22 protein-coding genes are annotated in these 20082 nt (G+C 74.6%); 17 read left to right on the forward strand and 5 right to left on the reverse strand.

Annotated features, from left to right (window positions below; all coding sequences use genetic code 11):
* Positions 1-70: 70 nt before the first annotated feature.
* Positions 71-835 carry a GNAT family N-acetyltransferase gene (locus OYE22_RS01030; RefSeq protein WP_277323930.1) on the reverse strand — a complete coding sequence of 255 codons (765 nt, stop codon included), beginning with the start codon at positions 833-835 and terminating at the stop codon, positions 71-73.
* Positions 836-1043: 208 nt separating this feature from the next.
* Between OYE22_RS01030 and OYE22_RS01035 the strand changes: the two genes are divergently transcribed.
* Together OYE22_RS01035 and OYE22_RS01040 are read left to right on the forward strand one after the other, a co-directional pair.
* Complete coding sequence (locus tag OYE22_RS01035; protein ID WP_277318600.1) at positions 1044-1556, forward strand: methylated-DNA--[protein]-cysteine S-methyltransferase; 513 nt, start codon at positions 1044-1046, stop codon at positions 1554-1556.
* Positions 1557-1705: 149 nt separating this feature from the next.
* The gene (locus tag OYE22_RS01040; protein WP_277318601.1) at positions 1706-2374 is read left to right on the forward strand and encodes an alpha-ketoglutarate-dependent dioxygenase AlkB; all 669 of its coding nucleotides are present in this window, start codon (positions 1706-1708) and stop codon (positions 2372-2374) included.
* An 87-nt stretch (positions 2375-2461) separates the two neighbouring features.
* On the opposite strand, the gene OYE22_RS01045 is transcribed toward OYE22_RS01040, so the two are convergent.
* Positions 2462-3346 carry a glycoside hydrolase family 19 protein gene (locus OYE22_RS01045; protein ID WP_277318602.1) on the reverse strand — a complete coding sequence of 295 codons (885 nt, stop codon included), beginning with the start codon at positions 3344-3346 and terminating at the stop codon, positions 2462-2464.
* Positions 3347-3704: 358 nt separating this feature from the next.
* Here OYE22_RS01045 and OYE22_RS01050 point away from each other — a divergent pair, with 358 nt between their 5' ends.
* On the forward strand, positions 3705-4094 hold the full coding sequence (locus OYE22_RS01050) for a VOC family protein (RefSeq protein WP_277318603.1): 390 nt from the start codon (positions 3705-3707) through the stop codon (positions 4092-4094).
* Positions 4095-4286: 192 nt separating this feature from the next.
* Positions 4287-4775, forward strand: a complete 489-nt coding sequence (locus tag OYE22_RS01055) for a MarR family transcriptional regulator (protein WP_277323931.1) — start codon at positions 4287-4289, stop codon at positions 4773-4775.
* 40 nt (positions 4776-4815) lie between these two features.
* Here the strand turns inward: OYE22_RS01055 and OYE22_RS01060 are convergent, their stop codons facing one another.
* Entirely contained in the window at positions 4816-7539 is a 2724-nt protein-coding gene (locus OYE22_RS01060) for a SpoIIE family protein phosphatase/ATP-binding protein (RefSeq protein WP_277318604.1), read from the reverse strand.
* A gap of 136 nt (positions 7540-7675) precedes the next feature.
* Between OYE22_RS01060 and OYE22_RS01065 the strand changes: the two genes are divergently transcribed.
* Both OYE22_RS01065 and OYE22_RS01070 read left to right on the forward strand, forming a co-directional pair.
* Positions 7676-8305 carry an alpha-ketoglutarate-dependent dioxygenase AlkB gene (locus OYE22_RS01065; protein WP_277318605.1) on the forward strand — a complete coding sequence of 210 codons (630 nt, stop codon included), beginning with the start codon at positions 7676-7678 and terminating at the stop codon, positions 8303-8305.
* Between the two features lie 411 nt (positions 8306-8716).
* A complete protein-coding gene (locus OYE22_RS01070) occupies positions 8717-9577 on the forward strand; it encodes a SigB/SigF/SigG family RNA polymerase sigma factor (RefSeq protein WP_277318606.1) in 861 nt (286 codons plus the stop codon).
* Positions 9578-9667: 90 nt separating this feature from the next.
* On the opposite strand, the gene OYE22_RS01075 is transcribed toward OYE22_RS01070, so the two are convergent.
* Positions 9668-10069: a cupin domain-containing protein gene (locus tag OYE22_RS01075; RefSeq protein WP_277323932.1), complete on the reverse strand. Its 402-nt coding sequence runs from the start codon at positions 10067-10069 to the stop codon at positions 9668-9670.
* 160 nt (positions 10070-10229) lie between these two features.
* Here OYE22_RS01075 and OYE22_RS01080 point away from each other — a divergent pair, with 160 nt between their 5' ends.
* The 10 genes from OYE22_RS01080 (at position 10230) to gvpK (ending at position 17913) form a co-directional block, all read left to right on the forward strand.
* Positions 10230-11414, forward strand: a complete 1185-nt coding sequence (locus OYE22_RS01080) for a helix-turn-helix domain-containing protein (RefSeq protein ID WP_277318607.1) — start codon at positions 10230-10232, stop codon at positions 11412-11414.
* Positions 11415-11419: 5 nt separating this feature from the next.
* On the forward strand, positions 11420-13444 hold the full coding sequence (locus tag OYE22_RS01085; RefSeq protein ID WP_277318608.1) for a DUF2264 domain-containing protein: 2025 nt from the start codon (positions 11420-11422) through the stop codon (positions 13442-13444).
* A gap of 128 nt (positions 13445-13572) precedes the next feature.
* Positions 13573-13884, forward strand: coding sequence for a gas vesicle protein (locus OYE22_RS01090; RefSeq protein ID WP_277318609.1), 312 nt, complete (start codon positions 13573-13575; stop codon positions 13882-13884).
* Positions 13885-14122: 238 nt separating this feature from the next.
* The gene (gene gvpJ / locus OYE22_RS01095; protein WP_277318610.1) at positions 14123-14563 is read left to right on the forward strand and encodes a gas vesicle protein GvpJ; all 441 of its coding nucleotides are present in this window, start codon (positions 14123-14125) and stop codon (positions 14561-14563) included.
* Positions 14564-14566: 3 nt separating this feature from the next.
* A complete protein-coding gene (locus OYE22_RS01100) occupies positions 14567-15280 on the forward strand; it encodes a GvpL/GvpF family gas vesicle protein (RefSeq protein WP_277318611.1) in 714 nt (237 codons plus the stop codon).
* A gap of 62 nt (positions 15281-15342) precedes the next feature.
* On the forward strand, positions 15343-15603 hold the full coding sequence (locus tag OYE22_RS01105) for a gas vesicle protein GvpG (protein ID WP_277318612.1): 261 nt from the start codon (positions 15343-15345) through the stop codon (positions 15601-15603).
* Between the two features lie 134 nt (positions 15604-15737).
* Positions 15738-16277 carry a gas vesicle protein gene (locus OYE22_RS01110; RefSeq protein WP_277318613.1) on the forward strand — a complete coding sequence of 180 codons (540 nt, stop codon included), beginning with the start codon at positions 15738-15740 and terminating at the stop codon, positions 16275-16277.
* Positions 16274-17158, forward strand: coding sequence for a GvpL/GvpF family gas vesicle protein (locus OYE22_RS01115; protein WP_277318614.1), 885 nt, complete (start codon positions 16274-16276; stop codon positions 17156-17158). The genes OYE22_RS01110 and OYE22_RS01115 overlap by 4 nt, the downstream gene beginning before the upstream one ends.
* Positions 17148-17387, forward strand: coding sequence for a gas vesicle protein (locus OYE22_RS01120; protein WP_348652173.1), 240 nt, complete (start codon positions 17148-17150; stop codon positions 17385-17387). The genes OYE22_RS01115 and OYE22_RS01120 overlap by 11 nt, the downstream gene beginning before the upstream one ends.
* 106 nt (positions 17388-17493) lie before the next feature.
* Positions 17494-17913, forward strand: coding sequence for a gas vesicle protein GvpK (gene gvpK, locus OYE22_RS01125; protein ID WP_277318615.1), 420 nt, complete (start codon positions 17494-17496; stop codon positions 17911-17913).
* A gap of 120 nt (positions 17914-18033) precedes the next feature.
* On the opposite strand, the gene OYE22_RS01130 is transcribed toward gvpK, so the two are convergent.
* Positions 18034-18945: a LysR family transcriptional regulator gene (locus OYE22_RS01130; RefSeq protein ID WP_277318616.1), complete on the reverse strand. Its 912-nt coding sequence runs from the start codon at positions 18943-18945 to the stop codon at positions 18034-18036.
* A gap of 96 nt (positions 18946-19041) precedes the next feature.
* Between OYE22_RS01130 and tdh the strand changes: the two genes are divergently transcribed.
* Positions 19042-20082 carry an L-threonine 3-dehydrogenase gene (gene tdh, locus OYE22_RS01135; protein WP_277318617.1) on the forward strand — a complete coding sequence of 347 codons (1041 nt, stop codon included), beginning with the start codon at positions 19042-19044 and terminating at the stop codon, positions 20080-20082.

Here is a 20082-nt window from a genome sequence, read left to right on the forward strand (position 1 = left end):
GGGCCGGGTGGGACGGGCCGGCCCTCCCCGTACGCCCGGGCGGGACCGTTCGCGGGGCGAGGGGTGGGACTCACGGGGACAGGGCGTGCTCCGTGAAGTGGCCGCAGGCGCGGAAACCCAGGTTCCGGTAGACCGACTCGCCCTCGGCGGACGCCTGGAGCACGACCGTGGGATGCCCCTCGTCGCGCGCCGTGTGCAGCGCGGCCAGCGTGCTGGCGCGTCCGTAACCCCGCTTGCGGTGGGTGGCCAGGGTGGCGATGTTGTAGATGCCGGCCACGCCCGCGTGCAGGAAGACCTCCGCCGAGCAGACGGCTTGGCCGCGCGCGTAACCCACCAGGTAGCGCGCCGGGCTGTGCGCGCCGAGCAGCCAGGGGCGGGCCCGCTCGTAGAAGCGCTCGACGGTGGCGGCCGGCGGGTCCCAGAGGGAGGCCAGCACCGAGGCGTAGTCGGCGAGCTGGGCCGGGGTGCTGACCCGTACGAGGGTGAGGTCGTCGGCGCTCGGGCGCGGCAGGCGTTCGTCCAGGGTGGCCCACATCGCTGTCTCCCGCTCCGACGCTGGCCAGCCGCCGGCGGTCAGGTGCCGGGACAGGTCGTCGGGCTCGGCGAGCGGGCCGACCCACCAGGAGAAGGGCCGCCCGGTGCGGGTCAGCGTCTCGGTGGTCTCGGCGATCCGCGCGGCGGCGCGGTCGGGGTCGAAGCGGGCCAGGGTGACGATGTTGAAGGTGTCGTCGGGCAGTCCGCTGTCGGCGATCAGCAGGTCGGGCGCCTCGGTTACGGTGGCGCCGGGCAGGTCGCGGTGCGGGAAGCAGGCGTGTTCGGCCAGGTTGCGTTCCATGCGGGCCAGCAGGTCGCGCTCGACCGCCGGCGGTGGCGGTGTGGTGTCCATGGTGGCCGATTGGACCACGGTTCGGCCGGGCCGGACAGCCGGATTTCGCGGGGCGGCGGCGGGTGTGAGCGCCGCGTCCGAATCCCGCCAGACAGGGTTCCTGACGTGGCACAGGCTGGTACCCGTACCGCACGCAGGACGAGGGAAGGACGGACCGATGACGGTCTACACCACCATCGACAGCCCCCTGGGGGAGCTGCTGGTGACGGGCGAGGAGGACCCCCGCGGCGTCGACGGCGTCACCGTCACCTCGCTGTCCGTGCCGGGGCAGCGCAACGCGCCGACGATCCAGCCCGGGTGGCGGGCCGACCCGCGGCCGTTGGCCGAGGCGACGCGGCAGGTCAGGGCGTACTTCGCGGGCGAGCGGACGGGCTTCGACCTCACGTACACGGCCGGCGGATCGGACTTCCAGCGGCGGGTCTGGGCGGCCCTTGAGGAGATCCCGCACGGCACGACCACGACCTACGGCGCGATCGCCGAGCGGATCAGCGCCCCGCGCGCCGCGGTGCGCGCGGTCGGCACCGCGATCGGCGCCAATCCGCTGCTCATTCTGCGCCCGTGCCACCGGGTGATCGGCGCCAGCGGCGCGCTGACCGGCTACGCGGGCGGGCTGGACCGCAAGGAGGCGCTGTTGACGCACGAGGGCGCGCTCCCGGCGCGCCGTGGCTGAGCCCGGCGGCACGGGCCGCGACGGCGCCGCCGCTCCCCCGGCGCACCCCGACGGGCGCGGCGGCTCGGCCAGCGGCGGACACTGGGAGGTCCGTCGGGGTGGGATCACCTTCCACCCGCTCCCACCCCGCCCATGAGGAAGGTCCGGCCATGAACGCCCTGCTCCCCCGGCCCCGCGCCACCCTCGCCCCCGGGGCCGTGCACGTACCCGACTGGCTCTCGGTGGCCGAGCAGCGCGCGCTGGTGGACGCCTGCCGGCAGTGGGCGGTGGGTCCCGTGCCCATGCGGCACACCCGGCTGCCGAGGGGCGGAACGATGTCGGTGCGGACGGTGTGTCTGGGTTGGCACTGGCAACCGTACGCGTACACGCGCACCGCCGAAGACGTCAACGGCGAGCGGGTGGCGGCGCTTCCGGCGTGGCTGGTGGAGTGGGGGCGGCGCGCGGTGGCCGACGCGTACGGCGACCCGTCGGCCGCGGCCGGCTACACCCCGGACACGGCGCTGATCAACTTCTATGACGCGGCGGCCAAAATGGGCATGCACCAGGACAAGGACGAGCGCTCCAGCGCGCCCGTCGTCTCGCTCAGCATCGGCGACACCTGCGTCTTCCGGTTCGGCAACACCGAGACCCGCACCCGGCCGTACACCGATGTGGAGCTGTGCTCGGGGGACCTGTTCGTCTTCGGCGGACCCTCGCGCTTCGCGTACCACGGCGTGCCCAGGGTCCGGCCCGGTACTGCCGACCCGGCCACCGGCCTGAGCGCGGGGCGGCTGAACATCACGCTGCGCGTCACCGGACTCGCCGACGGGCAACCGTAGGCCGGCCCTGACCGGCGGTCGGCCGAACGGCGCGGGCCCCGGCCGGCGCGGGTGTGACGCGTCGGCCGGGGCCCTGCTCCGGGAGCGTCAGCAGCTCAGCTTGTCACCGGGCGTGGTGCCCAGGACCTGCACGAAGCGCTGGTAGTTGTTGATGCGGCTCTGCACCTGGTTCGGGTTGCCGCCGTTGCACTCCAGGGTGCCGTTGATGGCCCGGATCGTCTCGCCGAAGCCCGCTCCGTTGACCATGGCGTTGTGCGGGGTCATCGTGCCGGGGCCGGACTGGGTGTTCCAGTACCACAGGGCGGTCTTCCACGCCACGGCCGGGTCCCTCTCCACCAGCCACGGGTTGCGCAGCAGGTCGATGCCGAGCGCGTCACCCGCGGCCTTGTAGTTGAAGTTCCAGCTGAGCTGGATGGGGCCGCGGCCGTAGTACGCGTCCTGGCCGGCGGGGCAGCCGTAGGGCTGGTTGCGGTCGCAGTAGTGCGGGTAGTTCGCCTGGTTCTGCTCGACGATGTGGACCAGGCCGCCCGTCTCGTGGCTGACGTTGGCGAGGAAGGCGGCGGCCTCGCGGCGCTTGACGGTCTCGCTGCCGGTGTTCGCGAACGCCGGGTAGGCGCTCAGCGCGTCGGTCAGGCCACGGTAGGTGTAGAAGGAGTTCCGGTTCGGGAACATCTGGTTGAACTGGGCCTCACTGACCACGAAGCCCTCCTGGGTCGGCGGCTCACCACTGTCGCCACAGGCACCCTTGTCGGCCCAGACGTCCGAGGAGCCGGGCTTCTCGTTCTGGGTCCACCACTTGGCCGACCAGTTGTGGCCGTTGTAGGAGACGGAGTTGCCGCCGGTGTAGACGGTGGACGCGTTCCAACCCGTGGCGCAGGCCGTCGCGGCGGAGGCGGTCGGTCCTGGCATGAAGAGAGCGAACGCGACGGCCGAGGCCAACGCGGCGAGCAGGGCGAACAGGCGCTGTCTCAAGGGGCTTACTCCTTCGCACGGCCAACGGGGGTCCGGTGGCACCTGGGGGTGAGGGAACCAAATCGAATCGACCTGAACCTGTCAAGGTCTAGACCAAAATGAGGTCCTCGGGCGCAGGAACCTGCCGCGTCGCCCGCCGACGGTTGCCGGGCCGCCGAGCCGCGTCGCGCGGCGAACCCCCGGACGGACGAGCGGGGACGCGTGATCACCTCGGGGTGGGACGGGGCATGATGGGGCGGTCGTGCTCCCGTACGAACGTGCGGGAGCGGCGCGCCACGGCGCGGCGGCCCGTGGTCGTCCGCGCACCGGCACCCGCCCAGCGACCCCAGTGACCTCGACCGAACCACCCGGAGCAGCCATGCGCGTGATCGCCTTTGACCACCTCGTCCTGACCGTCGCCGACATCGAGCGCTCGCTCGCGTTCTACTGCGGGCCGCTCGGCCTCGACCCGGTACGCGTCGACGAGTGGCGCGCGGGCCAGGCGCCCTTCCCCTCGGTCCGGGTGAGCCCGACGACCATCATCGACCTCGTACGGCGCGCGGCGGACGCCCCGCAGGGCAGCAACGTGGACCACATCTGCCTGACCGTCGAGCCGCTGGACTGGCAGCAGGTCATCGACTCGGGCCAGTTCACGGTCCTCGACGGTCCCGGCGAGCGGTTCGGCGCCCGTGGGGTGGCCCAGTCGCTGTACGTGGCCGACCCGGACGGCAACACCGTGGAGCTGCGCTGGTACCCGCAGGACGCCTGAGCCGCCGGGCGGGAGCGTCCCTGGTCCGCCGAGCGTGTGCCCTCCCGCGTTTCTCCCGGGGGCCGCGCCGCGCGGCGCCGGTAGGGTCGGCGGCGGAAGCGCTTCGCCCCGCGAACCGACGTGTGGACGCTAAGGAGCTGGCGGTTGGAAGACAGGTACCCCGCTGCGACCGCGCGGGAGGCACAGCGGGCCATGGACCACTTCGTCGGCCTCAGCCACCTCGCCCACCAGGAGATCGCGCGCCGGCTCGGGCTCAACCCCGCCGACCTGACCTGCTTCACCTACGTCCTGGAGGCGGGAACCGACCCGCTGACCGCCGGTGACCTCGCCGAGCGGGCCCAGGTGACGAGCGGCGCCGTGACGGGCATCCTCAACCGGCTCGAACGCGCCGGGTTCGTCGCGCGCCAGGCCGACCCCGAGGACCGCCGGCGGGTGCGCATCGTGGCCGAACCGGCCGCCCGGACCCGCGTGTTCGCGGCCTACGAGCCGCTCAACGCGCGCCTGGCCGCGCTGTACGCCGGCTACTCCCCCGCCGAACTGGCCCTGCTCGGCGACTTCTTCCGGCGGGCCGACGCACTCGTGCACGGCTATCTGGAGGCCGCGCGGTCCCGGGCGGGGACTGAGACGTCGCCGCCGGTGACGCCCGGGGCAGGCGGTAGGGCTACCGGCGGTGCGGGGTGACGGTTGTGCGGCGGTCGCGGGGAGGCGGCGGCGCACGGGGTCAGGCGTGCTCGCGGTCCGGCAGTGCTGGCAGGGCCTGTTCGGTCCAGATGACCTTGCCGGTGGGCGTGTAGCGGGTGCCCCAGCGCTCGGCGAACTGGGCGACCAGGAACAGGCCGCGCCCGCCCTCGTCGGTGGTGGCGGCGTACCGCAGGTGCGGAGCGGTGCTGCTGGAGTCGGCGACCTCGCAGATCAGGCCGGTGTCGCGGATGAGCCGGACGCGGATCGGGCCCGCGGTGTAGCGGATGGCGTTGGTGATCAGCTCGCTGAGGATCAGCTCGGTGGTGAACGCCTCCTCGCCCACGTGCCACGCGGCGAGTTGGCGGCTGACCTTGGCGCGTACGTCGGCCACCGCCGCGGGGTCGGACGGCACCTCCCAGGTGGCGATCTGGTCCCGTGGCACGGAGCGGGTGCGGGCGACGATGAGGGCCACGTCGTCGTCCGGGTGCTCGCCGAGCAGCGCGTCCAGGACCCGCTGGCAGGTCTCCTCGGGCGTGCGGTCGGGGCCGCGCAGCACGTCGGTGAGCTGGTCGAGCCCGGTGTCGAGGTCCCGGCCGCCGTGGTCGATGAGCCCGTTGGTGTACAGCACGAGGCGGCTGCCTTCGGGCACCTCGAACTCGGCCGTCTCGAACGGCAGGCCGGTGACGCCGAGCGGCAGCCCGGCCGGCACGTCCGGGACGCGCACCGCGCCGTCCGGGCGCACCACGACCGGCGGCGGGTGGCCGGCGCGGGCCATGACGCAGCGGCACTCGACCGGGTCGTAGATCGCGTACAGGCAGGTCGCGCCGGTGACGGTGGCGGCGCCGGTGGCGGTGGTCTCGTCCTGGTCGATGCTGCTCACCAGCTCGTCCAGGTGGCTGAGCAGCTCGTCGGGGGGCAGGTCCAGCGAGGAGAAGTTGTGCACCGCGGTACGGAGCCTGCCCATGGTGGCCGCCGCGTGCAGCCCGTGCCCGACGACGTCGCCCACCACCAGCGCGACCCGCGCCCCGGGCAGCGGGATCACGTCGAACCAGTCCCCGCCGACCCCGGAGCGGGCCAGCAGGTAGCGGTAGGCCACGTCGAGGGCGCGCTGGTCGGGCAGCCCGCGCGGCAGCAGGCTCTGCTGGAGGGTGACGGCCATGGCGTGCTCGCGGGTGTAGCGGCGGGCGTTGTCCAGGCAGACGGCCGCGTGCGCGACCAGTTCCTCGGCGAGGGCCAGGTCGTCCTCGTCGAAGGGCGGGGACCCGGTCGCGCGCCAGAAGTTGGCGACCCCGAGCACCCCGCCACGGGCCCGCAGCGGAACGGTGATCAGCGAGTGCACCCCGTAGTCGATGATGCCCGCGGCCCGCCGCGGGTCCTGGGCCCGCCAGCCGGGCGCCTCGCTCAGCCGGGGCACCAGCAGCGCGCACCGGTCCGCGATACAGCGCGCCTGGGGCGTGGAGGGAACGAAGTCGATGATCTCCTCGACGGGGTAGAGCGGGTGGTCCTCGCGTACGCCGGCCACGGCGACGCGGCGCATCTGCGAGGCGCCGGCCGTCGGCGGTTCCTCGCCGAGCACCACCGCGTCGACCACGTCGACGGTGGTGAAGTCGGTGAGCCTGCCGGCCGTGACCTCGGCGAGTTCCTCGGCCGTGCGCCGCACGTCCAGCGTGGTGCCGACCTCCACACCCGCGTCGTACAGCAGCCGGAGGCGGGTGCGCGCGGTCTCGGCCCGGCCGGTGAGGGTGTGCAGCTCGGTCGTGTCGCGCAGGGTGGCCACGGTGCCGGGCGGGCCGCCGTGCCGGTCGGTGGGTCGGTTGTTCACGGCCAGCAGCCGGTCCCCGGCGCGGATCACCTCGTCGGTGGTGGCGCGGCCGGTGGCCAGCACGTCGGCGAGCGGGGCGTCGAGGCCCAGCTCGGTGACGGGCCGGCCCTCCGCGTCGGCGGGGAGCGCGAGCAGGCGGCGCGCCTCGTCGTTGGCGAGCAGCAGCCGGCGCTCACCGCTGACGATGAGCACCCCCTCGCGGACCGCGTGCAGCACCGCGTCGTGGTGCTCGTACATCCGGGCGAGCTTCGCGGGGTCGAGGCCGCGCGTCTGGCGGCGCAGCCGCCGGCCCGCGAGCGCGCTGCCGCCGAGCGCCAGGGCCAGGCCCGCCGCGCCGCCGCCGAGCAGGATGGGCAGTTCGTCGTGGAGCGACTGGCTCACGCGGCTGGTGCGCAGGCCCGCCGAGACGAGGCCCACCACCTCGCCCTCGCGGTCGGTGACGGGCACCACCGCCTGGACCACCTCGCCGATGGTGCCGTCGACGGTCTCGGTACTGGACTCGCCGCGCTGGGCGGGGCCGATGTCGCCGACGAACCTTCGGCCGATGCGGTCCGGCTCGGGGTGGGTGTAGCGCGTGCCGTCGGTGCGCATGACGACGACGAAGTCGATGTCCGCGCCCGCCCTGGCCGCCTCGGCGCGCGGCTGGAGGACCGCCGTGGGGTCGCTCGCGCCCAGGGCCTCGACGACGCCGGGCGCCTCGGCGAACGCCTCGGCGACGGCCAGCGCGCGCTGGCGCGCCTCGCCCTCGTCGTCGCGACGGGCCTGGAGCACGAGGGCCGCCACACCGGCGGCCACGATCAGCAGGACGATGAGCAGTTGGAGCAGGAAGATCTGACCGGCGATGCTGCGCGCGCTCAGCAGCGAGCGCGTGCGGGGGCCGTCGCGGCGGGGTGGGCGTCGACCGGTGGCGGTGGAGGCCGACGGGAACCGGGAACGACCCATAGCCACATGCTGGCATCGATGCGGGGGCGGGGCGACCGGTGCATTCCCCGATAATTCAGCACTTTGCCGACCGTCGGCTCCTCCCAACCCTCTCCCGTTCGATCGCCTGTTCTATTTCGGGCGTATGCTGGGACACATGGCGGTTTCCTTGCAGGGTTCACTCTTCGACACGACGGAGGAGATCGCGCCGCGCCCACTGACGGGAGTCCGGCGCACCCCGCTCGCCCACGGCGCCTGGATCGACGTCCTGCCCGGCTGGCTGTCCGGCGCCGACGCACTCTTCACCCACCTGGCGCGAACCGTGCCCTGGCAAGCGGAGCGGCGGCGGATGTACGAGCGCACCGTCGACGTACCGCGCCTGCTGGCCACCTACCGGGCCGGCGATCCCCTGCCGCACCCCGCGCTCGACGAGGCCCGCGCCCGACTGAGCGCGCACTACGCGGCCGAGCTGGGCGAACCCTTCGTGAGCGCGGGGCTGTGCTTCTACCGGGACGGACGGGACAGCGTGGCCTGGCACGGCGACCGGTTCGGGCGGGGCGCGGCCGAGGACACCATGGTGGCGATCGTCTCCGTCGGCCAGCCGCGACCGCTGCTGCTGCGCCCGCGCGACGGCGGCGGCCCGACGCTGCGCTGGCCACTCGGGCACGGCGATCTGATCGTCATGGGCGGAAGCTGCCAGCGCACCTGGGACCACGCCATCCCCAAGTCGACCAGGGCGACGGGCCCGCGCATCAGCGTGCAGTTCCGCCCTCGCGGCGTGTCCTGACGCGCGCCAGCGGCGTCGCGCGAGGCACCCGCGGCGCGCCCTGACGTGCGGGTCGCACCCGTAGCGCGCGGGTCGCGCCGCCGGAAGGGGGCGGCTCGCCCAGCGCCCGAGCGGGGCCCGCTCGGGCAGGCGCGAACGCCCGGGCGGGGGCGGCCGCGTCGCCCACCGCGCGGCCCGTCTGATGCGTGCGGGCGGGGAAGTGGCTACGGTGGGATATGCCCGCTTGGTCCAGATTCACGGACGTACGTGCCCCTGCCAGGGCGCGCCTCCGGGGTCCCGCGGGCGAGTCAGCACCGTGCTTCGGACCGAAGGCACGCACCACGGGGGCGGTCGCGTCTGCTCCCCGCACCGTGTCGAGCCGACGCGTGCGCCCCGGTGGAGAATCGTCCGCCGTTCCGGGAGCTGTTTTCCATGACGACCGCACGAGTACACGCCACACGCTCCGCCAAACATCCGCACGATGACGCGCCCGACACCGCCGCCGACTTCCGCAGGCTGTCCGTGCTGGAGGACGGGCCCGAGAAGGAGGCCCTGCGAACACGCATCATCGTGGCCTGGATCCCCATGGCCGACCGGCTCGCCCGGCAGTTCCGCAATCGGGGCGAGGCCCTGGAGGATCTGCGTCAGGTGGCCGCCCTCGGCCTGGTCAAGGCGGTCCTCCGGTACGACCCGACGCGCGGGATCGCCTTCGAGAGCTTCGCCGTGCCGACCGTGGTCGGCGAGGTCAAGCGGCACTTCCGCGACCACATGTGGGAGCTGCACGTGCCGCGCCGGGTCCAGGAGCTGCGCAACCAGGTGCGCGCCGCGTGCCGGGACCTCTCCCCCACGCTGGAGGACCGGATTCCGGGCGTGGCGGAGATCGCCGAGCACACCGGACTCAGCCAGGCCGACGTACGGCTCGGCATGCAGGCGCTGGACTGCTACGCGGCGCTGTCGCTGGACGCCGAGCTGTCGGGCACCGAGGACGGCTACTCGCTGGTCGACACGCTCGCCGACCAGGAGCCGGGCTTCGACCAGGTCATCGACCGGGAGGCGGTCCGGCCGGTACTCAGCAAGCTGCCGGAGAGGGAGCGGCGCATTCTGTACCTGCGGTTCTTCTGCGACATGACGCAGAGCCGCATCGCCGAGCAGCTCGGCATATCGCAGATGCACGTCTCGCGCCTGATCAACCGCACCTGCTCCGACCTGTGCGACCAGGTGATGGGCGACCGCCCCCGGCGCCCGGCCTACGTCACCGCTCCCACGGACGACCCGCCCGCCGCTGCGCCCTGACGACCGCGCGCCGAGCGGGTCGGCCCCGGTCGGCCGGGCACTCCCCGACCGCTGACGCGGGGCCCGCCGCCGGAGCGGGCGGCGTACCCGTCAGTTCAGGGCGTGTCCCGTCGTGACGTCCACGTGGTCGGGCACCGACTCGTGCCGGTCACCGACGGTCAGCGTGCCGGTGGGCTCGAAGAGGAGGACGGACGCGCCGGCGGCCGACGAGGGCCGGTGCTCGACGCCGCGCGGCACCACGAACACCGACCCCGCAGTGAGCGTGACCACGCGCTCGCCGCGCGGACCACCGGGGGTCGCCGGCGCCCCGTCGCGCAGGCCGAGGTCCAGCTCACCGTCGATGACCAGGAAGAACTCGTCGGTGTCGGTATGCAGGTGCCAGATGTAGTCGCCCTTCATCTTGGCCACCCGTACGTCGTAGTCGTTGACGTGGGCGACGATGCGCGGACTCCACAGCGCGTCGAAGGTGGCCAGCGCGGACCGGAGCGCCAGCGGCTCGGCGAGGGCGTCCGCCGTACGGGCCTCGCCGCTCGACGGGGCGCCGGGGGCGGTACCGGGGGCGTGCTCGGACTGGTCGGGGAGGAAGGTGTCGTCGTTCACCCGACCATCCTGCGTCCATGACACCGCGCCACGGGAGTGCTAGAAATCGCGTATGCCGCAAGGATCCTCGCACGAGCCCGAGCCTGAGCCCGAGCCCAAGCACGAGTCCGAGGGCCATCATGAGCGCCGGCACGGGCGCGGGCGTCGGGCGTTGGAAGACGGCCGACGCGGGGCCGGGCCCCGGTCGCGGGGCGTCGACCGGTCGCACCGGGTGGCGGTCATCGTGGACGAGGGCTCGAACCCCTTCGAACTGGGCGTGATGACCGAGCTGTTCGGGCTGCGCCGGCCCGAACTTGACGTGCCGTGGTACGAGTTCGCCCTGTGCGCGGCCACCCCGTCCGTGCGGATGCACGCCGGCTTCTTCACCCTGTCCGGCGTCGCCGACCTGAGCGTGGCCGACGCGGCGAACACCGTGGTGGTGCCGAACCGACCCGACCCGGAAACCCCGCCCAGCGCCGCCGTGCTCGACGCCGTCCGGCGGGCGGCGGCGCGCGGGGCGCGACTGGTGAGCCTGTGCACCGGGGCCGCCACGCTGGCCGCGGCCGGCGTGCTCGACGGGCGCCCGGCCGCCACCCACTGGCGCTGGGCCGACGCGTTCGCCCTGCGCTACCCGGCGGTGCGCTGGCAACCCGACGTGCTGTACGTGGACGACGGCGACGTGCTCACCGCCGCCGGCAGCGCGGCCGCCCTCGACCTCGGGCTGCACCTGATCCGGCGGGACCACGGCGCCGCCGTGGCCAACGCGGTCAGCCGGCGGCTGGTGTTCGCCGCGCACCGCGACGGCGGCCAGCGGCAGTTCGTGCGGGTGCCGGTGCCGGCGACACCGGACACCGGTCTCGCGCCGGTGCTCGACTGGGCACGGGAGCGCCTCGACCAGCCGCTGACCATCGTGGACCTGGCCGCCCGCGCGGCCGTCAGCCAGGCGACGCTGCACCGCTGGTTCCGCGCGCAGCTCGGCACCACGCCGCTGAGCTGGCTCAACGCCGAACGCACCGCCCTGGCCTGCCGGTTGATCGAGCGCGGGGAGCCCAGCCTGGACCGCGTGGCCCAGCTCAGCGGCCTGGGCACCGGCGCCAACCTGCGCGCCCAGCTCCGCCGCGCCACGGGGCTGAGCCCCGCCGCGTACCGCCAGCGCTTCGGCCCCGCCCTCCCGGGCCCCCGCGCGGCGCCCACCGCGCCGCCCTCCCCCGCGCCACCCACGACGCCGGCGGGGGCCGCCCCCGCCGACGGGCGTTAGCCGCCGTGCCCGCGCCCCGGCTGTCGCTGCCGCCCGCCGACCGCGCCCGGTCCCCGTACACCGGCTGGACCCGGGCGCACTGGGAGGCCCTGGCCGACCACCTGCTGGACGCGCTCGTGCCGTACGCGACGCCCGGCTGGGCCCGGTACCAACTGCCAGGCCGCGCGAGTTCGTCCGGAGTGGACTCGGACGGCCTCGAAGGGTTCGCGCGCTCGTTCCTGCTGGCGTCCTTCCGCGTCGCGGGCGCGGGTGGCGCGGTGGCCCCCGCGTTGGTCGAGCGGTACGCGGCGGGGCTCGCCGCCGGAACCGACCCGGCCGGTAGCGAGGCGTGGCCGGCGCTCGCGGACCGCTCGCAGCCGATGGTGGAGGCCGCGTCGATCGCCATCGGCCTGTGGGAGAGCCGGCGTTGGCTGTGGGACCTGCTCGCGGACGGGGTCCGGGAGCGGGTGGTGGCCTGGCTCTCCGGCTTCGCCGGCCGGCACACCTGGGACAACAACTGGCGGCTCTTCCCGGTGGTGGCCGAGGAGTTCCTGGCCTCGGTCGGCGCCCCGTACCGGCAGCGGGCCATCGACGACGGGCTCGACCGCGTCGAGGACTGGTACGTGGGCGACGGCTGGTACCGCGACGGCGACGGGCGGAACTTCGACTACTACAACGCCTGGGCCCTGCACCTGTACCCGCTGCTGTGGTCGCGCATGGCGGGCCCGGACCGCGACGGCGGCCGGGGCGCGGTCTACCGGGCGCGGCTGCGCCGGTTCCTGGCCGACTACCCGCGCTTCTTCGGCGCCGACGGCGCCCCCGTCCACCAGGGGCGCTCGCTGACCTACCGGTACGCCGCCGCGGCCCCGGCCTGGCTCGGCGAGCTGGTGGGCTGCACGCCGCTGGCGCCCGGCCAGAGCCGCCGCCTGGCCTCCGGCGCGGTCCGGCACTTCACGCTGCGCGGGGCGCCCGACGCCCGGGGACTGCTGCCGCTCGGCTGGTACGGCACATATCCGCCGGCCACCCAGGCGTACTCCGGGCCCGCGTCGCCGTACTGGGCCAGCAAGGCGTTCCTCGGACTGCTGCTGCCGGACCAGCACCCGGCCTGGACGCGGACCGAACGCCCGCTGCCGGTGGAGGAGTCCGACTTCCGCACGGCGCTGCCCGCGCCGGGCTGGCTGCTGCACGGCACCCGGCGCGACGGCATCGTGCGCCTGCTCAACCACGGCAGCGACCACCAGCCGCCCGCCCCAGCCGGGTCACCCGGCGCCGCCGGGGCGAGCGCGGCGGACGAGGCCGCCGGACCGCGGGACGACCCGCACTACGCCAAGTTCGCCTACGCCACGGCCACCGCGCCCGAGACGGCCGGGCACACGGCGGAGGACCGGGTGGACCAGCACGTGGCGCTCTTCACGCCGGCCAACCACCGGGGTGACGCCTCGACACCGGGCGCGAGCCGGGTCAGCACACCGGGCCTGGGCGCGCCGTCGCGGCGGTCGCGCATCCACCCGGTGCGCTGCGCCGCGGGCGTGGCCGCCTCCTGGCACGCCGTCGCGCTGGCGGGCGCCGGGCCGAGCGGCGCGCGGGTGGAGACGGTCAGCGCGCCGGACGGGCCGTGGGAGATCCGGGTGCACCGGGTCGACGCACCGGCCGGCACGGTGGTGCGCGAGGGCGGGTACGCCGTCGCCGCCGACCTGCCGCCGGTGGGCGAGACGGGGCCCGGCTGGGCGCTGGCCCGCACCGCCGACGGGCTGACCAGCGCCCTGGTCGCCGTACTCCACTGGGACGAGGACGCCGGGGAACTGGTGCGCGGAGCCCACTCCAACGCGTACGGCCCGCACTCCGCGACGCCCACGCTCCGGCTGGGCGCGCATCCGGGCGGCGGCCACGTGCTGGTGTCGCTCGTCGGGTTGGCGCGCGACGGGCTCGACCCGGCCGCGCTGCGCGCGACGGCCAGGGCACACGTCACGCCGCACTCCGTACGGGTGTGGCTGCCGACGGGGTCGCGCGAACTCCCGCTCGGCGGTCCCGGGGCGCCCGCGGGGCCCTGACCGGCCGGTGAGGCGGCCGACAACGCGCAAGGTCGGTGCATACGTTGGCGGCGCCGGGGCACCCGGTCACGGCAGCGAGAGACGCGGCTGTCGGCGGAACCGTCGGCGCGAAAAGGGACGGAGTGGACATGGCGAGAACGACCGACGACCAGGACCACGACCAGCGGGGTGACGACCAGGAGACCCGTCTCAGCGCGGCCGAGGCGATGCGCAGCGCCGCCCGGCAACTGGGCGAGCTGGTGGGCGACGAGCCGAGCGCGGTCTCCGCGCTGCGGGCCACGGACGCCGGTTGGACGGCCGACGTCGAGGTGGTCGAGGTGGCCCGGGTGCCCGACACCACCAGCATCCTGGCCTCCTACCGCGTGGACCTGGACCCGGGCGGTCGCCTCCTCGGCTACGAGCGCACCCGCCGCTACGCCCGCGGCCAACTCGACCGCTAACACCCCACGAGCGACCCACTACACAGCGCGTCACAGCGCGATACAGCACGACGCGGCGGCACCGGCCGACCCGTACCCGCCCCCGCGCGGACCCCCCGCGCGCCCGGCGTACGCGCGTCGCCCCCGCCAGCGCACCGCTCTCCCCTGCCCTGTTCACGGGCACGCCCACGAGCAGTTCAGCCATGCCCCCACAGATCGAGAAGCGAGAAACGACCGAAGAAGGAAGAGAGGAGGCGTCATGTCAGTGATGGCGCAATCCCCCACGGCCGCGCCGAGCCAGGGCGGCAACTCGGGAACGCTGTACGACGTGCTGGAGCTGATCCTGGACCGCGGTCTGGTCATCGACGCGTTCGTCCGGGTGTCGCTCGTCGGCATCGAGATCCTCAAGGTGGACGTGCGCGTGGTGGTCGCCAGCGTGGACACCTACCTGCGGTTCGCCGAGGCGTGCAACCGGCTGGACCTGGAGTCCGGCCGCAAGGCCCCCACCCAGCTCACCGACATCGTCGGCGAGGCCACCGAGAGCGGCGCCAAGGGCAAGTCCAAGGGCGCCCTGTCCGGCGCGGTCGAGGCCGTCGGCCAGACCCTCGGGCGTGGGCGCAAGGGGGACGACGAACCCGAGAGCGCCGACGGCGACGGCAAGAAGACCACCAGCCGGCGCTCCACGGCCCGGGGGGAGTGACCCATGTCGACGTACGTGTACGCCATCACGCCCGTCGACCACCCGTTGCGCCTCGAAGGGTTGCACGGGGTGGGCGACCCCGCCGGTGAGCTGCGTGTCCTCAAGACCGACGCGTTGGGGGCGGTCGTCAGCGACGCCCCCGAAGACCTGCGGGCCAAGCGGCGTGATCTGATGGCTCATCAGAGCGTGCTGAGCCGCCTGCTGGACGAGGGCACCGCGCTGCCCATGCGGTTCGGGCTGGTGGGGCCGGACGACGGTCAGGTGCTCGCGGCGCTTGACGAGCGGCGGGACGAGTACGGCCAGCGGCTCAAGGAGATCGACGGGTGCGTCGAGTACCACGTGAAGGTCTCGCGGGACGAGGCCGACATGCTCCGCGAGATCGTCGCCGAATCGGCGGAGATCCGCGAACTGAACGAGGTCACCCGGCAGCGGCCGGAGGCCCACACCGAGCGGCTGCGGCTGGGTGAACTCATCGCGCGCGAGGTACGCACGCGCCAGGACGCGGTGGCCGACAGCGTGGTGACCCACCTGGCGCCCGCCGGGCTCGGCCACCGCGTGGGCTCGGCGACCGCGAGCCACTTCCTCAACGTGTCGTTCCTGGTCAAGCGGGACGAGGCGGCGGCGTTCGCGCGGGCCGTGGACGAGGAGGTCGAGCGCCAGGGCGCCGGCTACGTGCTCAGCCTGCACGGGCCGCTGCCGCCGTACAGCTTCGTGTGAGCGACCCGCCGGCGCGGGCGCCGGCGGGGAGATGTCCGAGGAAGGCCAGCCGAGGAGGGACCGTGGGACTGGTGACCGGGCTGCTGACGCTGCCCTTCGCCCCCGTGCGCGGCACGGCCTGGGTGATCGGCCAGGTGGTGACCGCCGCCGAGCGGCAGGCGTACGACCCGCAGCCGGTGCGTGAGCGGCTCGCCGCGCTGGTGGCCGAGCGGGACGCGGGCCACATCGGCGAGGAGGAGTTCGACCGCCGGGAGGACGAACTGCTCGACCAGTTGGAGTGGTACGAGTACCGCCAACGCCAGCTCGGGTCGGCGCAGCAGTAGCGCGCCGCCGCGCACCGGGCCGCGCCCGCGCACCGCCGGCGCGCACCCCGGCCCGGGCCGATCCGAGGTCAACCCCCGGTCGGGTCCGAGCCGAACCGAGGCCGAACCACGGCCGAACCAAGGAGGTGTCCGCCATGTCTGATCCGCTCGCCAGCCGGCCGGGGCTCGCCAGTGGCCTGTCGCCCCGTGGCGCGGAGCCGTCCGCCAACCTGGCCGACATCCTGGAACGCGTCCTGGACAAGGGCGTGGTCATCGCCGGCGACATCCAGATCAACCTGCTCGACATCGAACTGCTGACGATCAAGCTCAGGCTCGTCGTCGCGTCGGTCGACAAGGCGAAGGAGATGGGCATCGACTGGTGGGAACGCGACCCCTCGCTGTCCTCACTGGCCCAGCGCCCCGCCCCGTCGCCAGCGGCGCCGCCCGTACCCGACGCGCCCGCCGTGCCCGTGGCGACCACGGACGGGGCGGCGGGCGCGGCCGGGGAGGCGGCGGGGCGTGAACTGGTCGAGGAGAACGCGCGGTTGCGCGCCGAACTCGCCCAGTTGCGCGCCGGCGCGTCGGCCGCCTCCGGCCCGGCGGCCCCGCGCGACGACCACGGCGAGCGCGACGAACGCGTTGGCCTCGACGAACGCCGGAACCTCGACGAACGCGGCGAAGGGAGCAACCGATGAGCGACCAGGCCACCCCCCAGGCCCCCGCCCCGCCCTCTCCCCTGCCGGCGGCCGACGGCGCGGGCGTGGGCCCCGAGACCGGCCCGTGCTACGCCTTCGCCATCGGCCGCCATACTCCGGAGCTGGCCGCCGCGGCGGCCGGCGTGTCGGGGCTGGACGGGGCGGACGTGCGGGCCGTGTGGGCCGACGGGCTCGGCGCGCTGGTGTGCGCGGTGGCGCCGGACGCGTTCAGCGAGGCCGGGCTGCGCGCCCAGTTGGAGGACCTGGAGCGGCTGACGGTCATCGCCAGGTCGCACCACGAGGTGGTGGCCGCCGCCAGCGCGGTGACCACCGTGCTGCCGTTGCGACTCGGCACCGTCTACCAGGACGCCTCGCGGGTCGCCCAGATGCTGCGCGAGCACGGCACCGCGCTGCGCGAGTCGCTCGACCGGCTGACGGGGCACGCGGAGTGGGGCGTCAAGGTGTACGCCGAACCGGACGCCGGCCCGTCACCGCCGCCGGCCGCCGACGGGAGCGCCGACACGCCGGGGCGCGCCTACCTCCAGCGGCGCCGGGCCGCCCGGGAGGCGCGGCGCGCCGCCGACCGCACGGCGCGCGAGGTGGTGGCGCGGGTGCGGGCGACGGCCGCCGAGTGGGCGGTCGATCGCGTCGCCCACCGCCCGCAGCAGGGCGAGTTGGCCACCTCCCGTGGCGAGAACCTCGTCAACGACGCGTACTTGGTCGCCGCCGAGCACGTCGACGCGTTCCAGGACGCGGTGCGCCACGCCGCGGCCGGCGCCGCCGGCGTACGGGTGGAGCTGACGGGCCCCTGGGCCCCGTACTCCTTCGCCACACCACCCGGGGCGGAACCCGGTGGCGAGGGGCTTGGCCATGAGAGCTGAGCCCCCCGCGACCGGGCTCGCCGTCCCCTCTGGCGGCGCCGTGCCCGACGGCGACGACGCCCTGGCCGGGCGGCAGGTGGCGCTGATCGACCTGTTGGACCGGCTGCTGACCGGGGGCGCCGTCATCACCGGCGATCTGGTGATCTCCGTGGCGGACGTGGACCTGGTGCACGTGAACCTGCGGGCCGTCATTCGCTCGATCACCGAACAGAGCCCCGCCCCCTGGTGACGCACCGGCCCACCGGACCCCCGCGCCGCCCGCGAGAGCCACGACCCACGCCGCCGCGCGCCGTGACACGCCCCGGCGTGCGCGCGGTCCAGAAGGGAGCCGAACCGTGCCCCAGCCACGCCCCACCACACAGCACCCACCCGAGCGGCCCGGCCACACCACGGCCGAACCCGACCCGGCCACCACGCCCGACCCGGCCGCCACGCCGTTCGCCTCTCCCGTCGCCCCCGCCACGCCCGGGAGCACGGCCGGCGCGCGGCGGCTGGCCACCGACCCGCAGACCGTGGAGCGGGACCTGATCCGCCTGGTGCTCACCATCGTGGAGTTGGTGCGCCAGCTCATGGAGCGCACCGCCCTGCACCGCGCCGACCAGGGCGACCTCAGCCCGGAGCAGGAGGAACAGGTGGGCCGCACGCTACTGGCGCTGGAGGAGCGGATGGCCGAACTGTGCGAGCGCTACGGGCTGACCATGGCCGACCTCAACCTCGACCTGGGCCCGCTCGGCTCCCTGCTCCCCCAGAGCTGACCGCACCGGGATTGGCCGCCCCAGAGCCGACACGGGGCTGGCTGTCCCGACTTGGCCCGCGCTCGCCGTCCCCACGGGCGCGGGCCGGCGCCATGCCGCGCGCCGGCGGACGGCGCCGGCTCACACGGGCAGCGCCGCCACGGTCTCCCGCAGGCCGGCCAGCGCCTGGCGCAGCAGCGGATGGTGCTCGGTGCCCGCGCGTACCGCCGTGAACACCTTGCGGATGGGGCCCCGGCCGCGCACGGGGCGGACCACGACGCCTTCGGCGACCGCCCCCGGCAGCGCGGAGCGTGGCACGAGCGCGACCCCCGCGCCGACGGCGACCAGCGCGCACACGGCACGGAAGTCGTCGGACAGGGACGCCACCCGGGGTTGGAACCGGGCCTCCTGACAGGCCAGGACCACCGCGTCGTGGACCGGGTTCCCGGGCCACGGCGTGATCCACGGGTCACCCGCCAGGGCGGCCAGGTCCACGTCCGGCGCCCCGACCAGCGGGTGGTCGGGAGGCAGGACGACGTCGAACGGCTCGGCATACAGCGGCTCGCGCAGCATCCGGTCGTCCCAGCGCCCCAGCGTCTCGCGGTCCTCCACGGCCACCGCCACGTCGGCCTCCCCCGCGATCAGCAGCCGGTGGCACTCCCGGCCCTCGGCGTCTTTGACCCGTACCCGCACGCCGGGAGCCAGTTCGCGGAGCGCGACCAGCGTCGGGGCGACCACCTCGGTGATCGCGGTGGCGAACGCGGCCACGGTGACCTCCCCGGTCACCCCCGCCGCGCAGGCGGCCACGTCGGCCTCGGCGCGTTCGAGCTGCGCGGCGATCTTGGTGGCGTGGCCGGCCAGCACGGTGCCGGTCGCCGTGAGCCGCACGGCCCGCCCCCGCCGCTCCAACAGCGCGTGGCCCACCTCGGCCTCCAGGGCCGCCAGTTGCTGGGAGACGGCCGATGGCGAGAGGTAGAGCGCCTGCGCGGCGGCGGTGACGGTGCCGTGGTCCGCGAGAGCGCGCAGGACGCGCAGCCTTCTGGGGTCGATCACCGGGGCAGTATGGCACGCCTGTGAAGCTCACCTTCACAGGCGACCTGGGAAAATGCCGATGGACTTCACAGCGTGCGCGCACCACAGTGGGCGCCCATGAAGGCATTGGTGAAGACCGCCGCCGGGCCCGGCATCGAACTGACCGAGGTGCCGACCCCGCACGCCGGGGACGGCCAGGTGCTCATCCGGGTGCTGCGCACCGGGATCTGCGGCACCGACCTGCACATCGCGGCCTGGGACGACTGGGCGGCCCGCTCGGTGTGCGCGCCGCTGATCATCGGCCACGAGTTCGTGGGCGAGGTCGTGGAGATCGGCGCCGGCGTCAGGGACATCGCGCCGGGCGACACCGTCAGCGGCGAGGGCCACCTCGTGTGTGGCAAGTGCCGCAACTGCATGGCCGGCCGGCGTCACCTGTGCATCCGTACGATCGGCCTCGGCGTGCACACCGACGGCGCGTTCGCCGAGTACGTGGTGTTGCCCGCGTCCAACGTGTGGGTGCACCGGCACGAGGTGGACCTCGACGTGGCGGCGATCTTCGACCCGTTCGGCAACGCCGTGCACACCGCGCTGTCCTTCCCGGTGCTCGGCGAGGACGTGCTCGTCACGGGCGCGGGCCCGATCGGCATGATGGCCGCGGCCATCGCCCACCACGCGGGCGCCCGGAACGTGGTGATCACCGACGTCAGCCCGTACCGGCTCGACCTCGCCCGCAAGATGGGCGCCACGCTCAGCCTCGACGTCAGCGACCGCTCCATCGCCAGCGTGATGCCCGACCTCGACATGAACGAGGGCTTCGACGTCGGCCTGGAGATGTCGGGCCGCGCCGACGCGCTGCGCGACATGATCGCCACCATGAGCCCCGGCGGCCGGATCGCGGTGCTCGGCCTGCCCGCCGAGGAGGTCCCCGTGGACATGGCCACGGTGGTCACCCGCATGCTGACGCTGCGCGGCATCTACGGTCGGGAGATGTACGAGACGTGGTACGCCATGTCGGTGCTGCTCCAGAACGGCCTGGACATCTCGCCGGTGATCACCCACCGGTTCGGCTTCGAGCAGCACACGGACGCGTTCGCCACCGCGCGCTCCGGCGCGTGCGGCAAGGTCATCATCGACTGGACCCGTCCCACCCTCGCCTGA

The sequence above is a fragment of the Streptomyces sp. 71268 genome (genome assembly GCF_029392895.1).
In the GTDB taxonomy this organism is placed as follows: Bacteria; Actinomycetota; Actinomycetes; order Streptomycetales; family Streptomycetaceae; genus Streptomyces.

Bases quoted from the DNA above. Each gene is read 5' to 3' on its own strand.
- OYE22_RS01030 (WP_277323930.1), bottom strand. From the start codon at position 835: ATGGAACGCAACCTGGCCGAACACGCCTGCTTCCCGCACCGCGACCTG.
- OYE22_RS01035 (WP_277318600.1), top strand. From the start codon at position 1,044: ATGACGGTCTACACCACCATCGACAGCCCCCTGGGGGAGCTGCTGGTG.
- OYE22_RS01040 (WP_277318601.1), top strand. From the start codon at position 1,706: ATGAACGCCCTGCTCCCCCGGCCCCGCGCCACCCTCGCCCCCGGGGCC.
- OYE22_RS01050 (WP_277318603.1), top strand. From the start codon at position 3,705: ATGCGCGTGATCGCCTTTGACCACCTCGTCCTGACCGTCGCCGACATC.
- OYE22_RS01055 (WP_277323931.1), top strand. From the start codon at position 4,287: ATGGACCACTTCGTCGGCCTCAGCCACCTCGCCCACCAGGAGATCGCG.
- OYE22_RS01060 (WP_277318604.1), bottom strand. From the start codon at position 7,539: ATGGGTCGTTCCCGGTTCCCGTCGGCCTCCACCGCCACCGGTCGACGC.
- OYE22_RS01065 (WP_277318605.1), top strand. From the start codon at position 7,676: ATGGCGGTTTCCTTGCAGGGTTCACTCTTCGACACGACGGAGGAGATC.
- OYE22_RS01070 (WP_277318606.1), top strand. From the start codon at position 8,717: ATGACGACCGCACGAGTACACGCCACACGCTCCGCCAAACATCCGCAC.
- OYE22_RS01080 (WP_277318607.1), top strand. From the start codon at position 10,230: ATGCCGCAAGGATCCTCGCACGAGCCCGAGCCTGAGCCCGAGCCCAAG.
- OYE22_RS01090 (WP_277318609.1), top strand. From the start codon at position 13,573: ATGGCGAGAACGACCGACGACCAGGACCACGACCAGCGGGGTGACGAC.
- gvpJ (WP_277318610.1), top strand. From the start codon at position 14,123: ATGTCAGTGATGGCGCAATCCCCCACGGCCGCGCCGAGCCAGGGCGGC.
- OYE22_RS01100 (WP_277318611.1), top strand. From the start codon at position 14,567: ATGTCGACGTACGTGTACGCCATCACGCCCGTCGACCACCCGTTGCGC.
- OYE22_RS01110 (WP_277318613.1), top strand. From the start codon at position 15,738: ATGTCTGATCCGCTCGCCAGCCGGCCGGGGCTCGCCAGTGGCCTGTCG.
- OYE22_RS01115 (WP_277318614.1), top strand. From the start codon at position 16,274: ATGAGCGACCAGGCCACCCCCCAGGCCCCCGCCCCGCCCTCTCCCCTG.
- OYE22_RS01120 (WP_348652173.1), top strand. From the start codon at position 17,148: ATGAGAGCTGAGCCCCCCGCGACCGGGCTCGCCGTCCCCTCTGGCGGC.
- tdh (WP_277318617.1), top strand. From the start codon at position 19,042: ATGAAGGCATTGGTGAAGACCGCCGCCGGGCCCGGCATCGAACTGACC.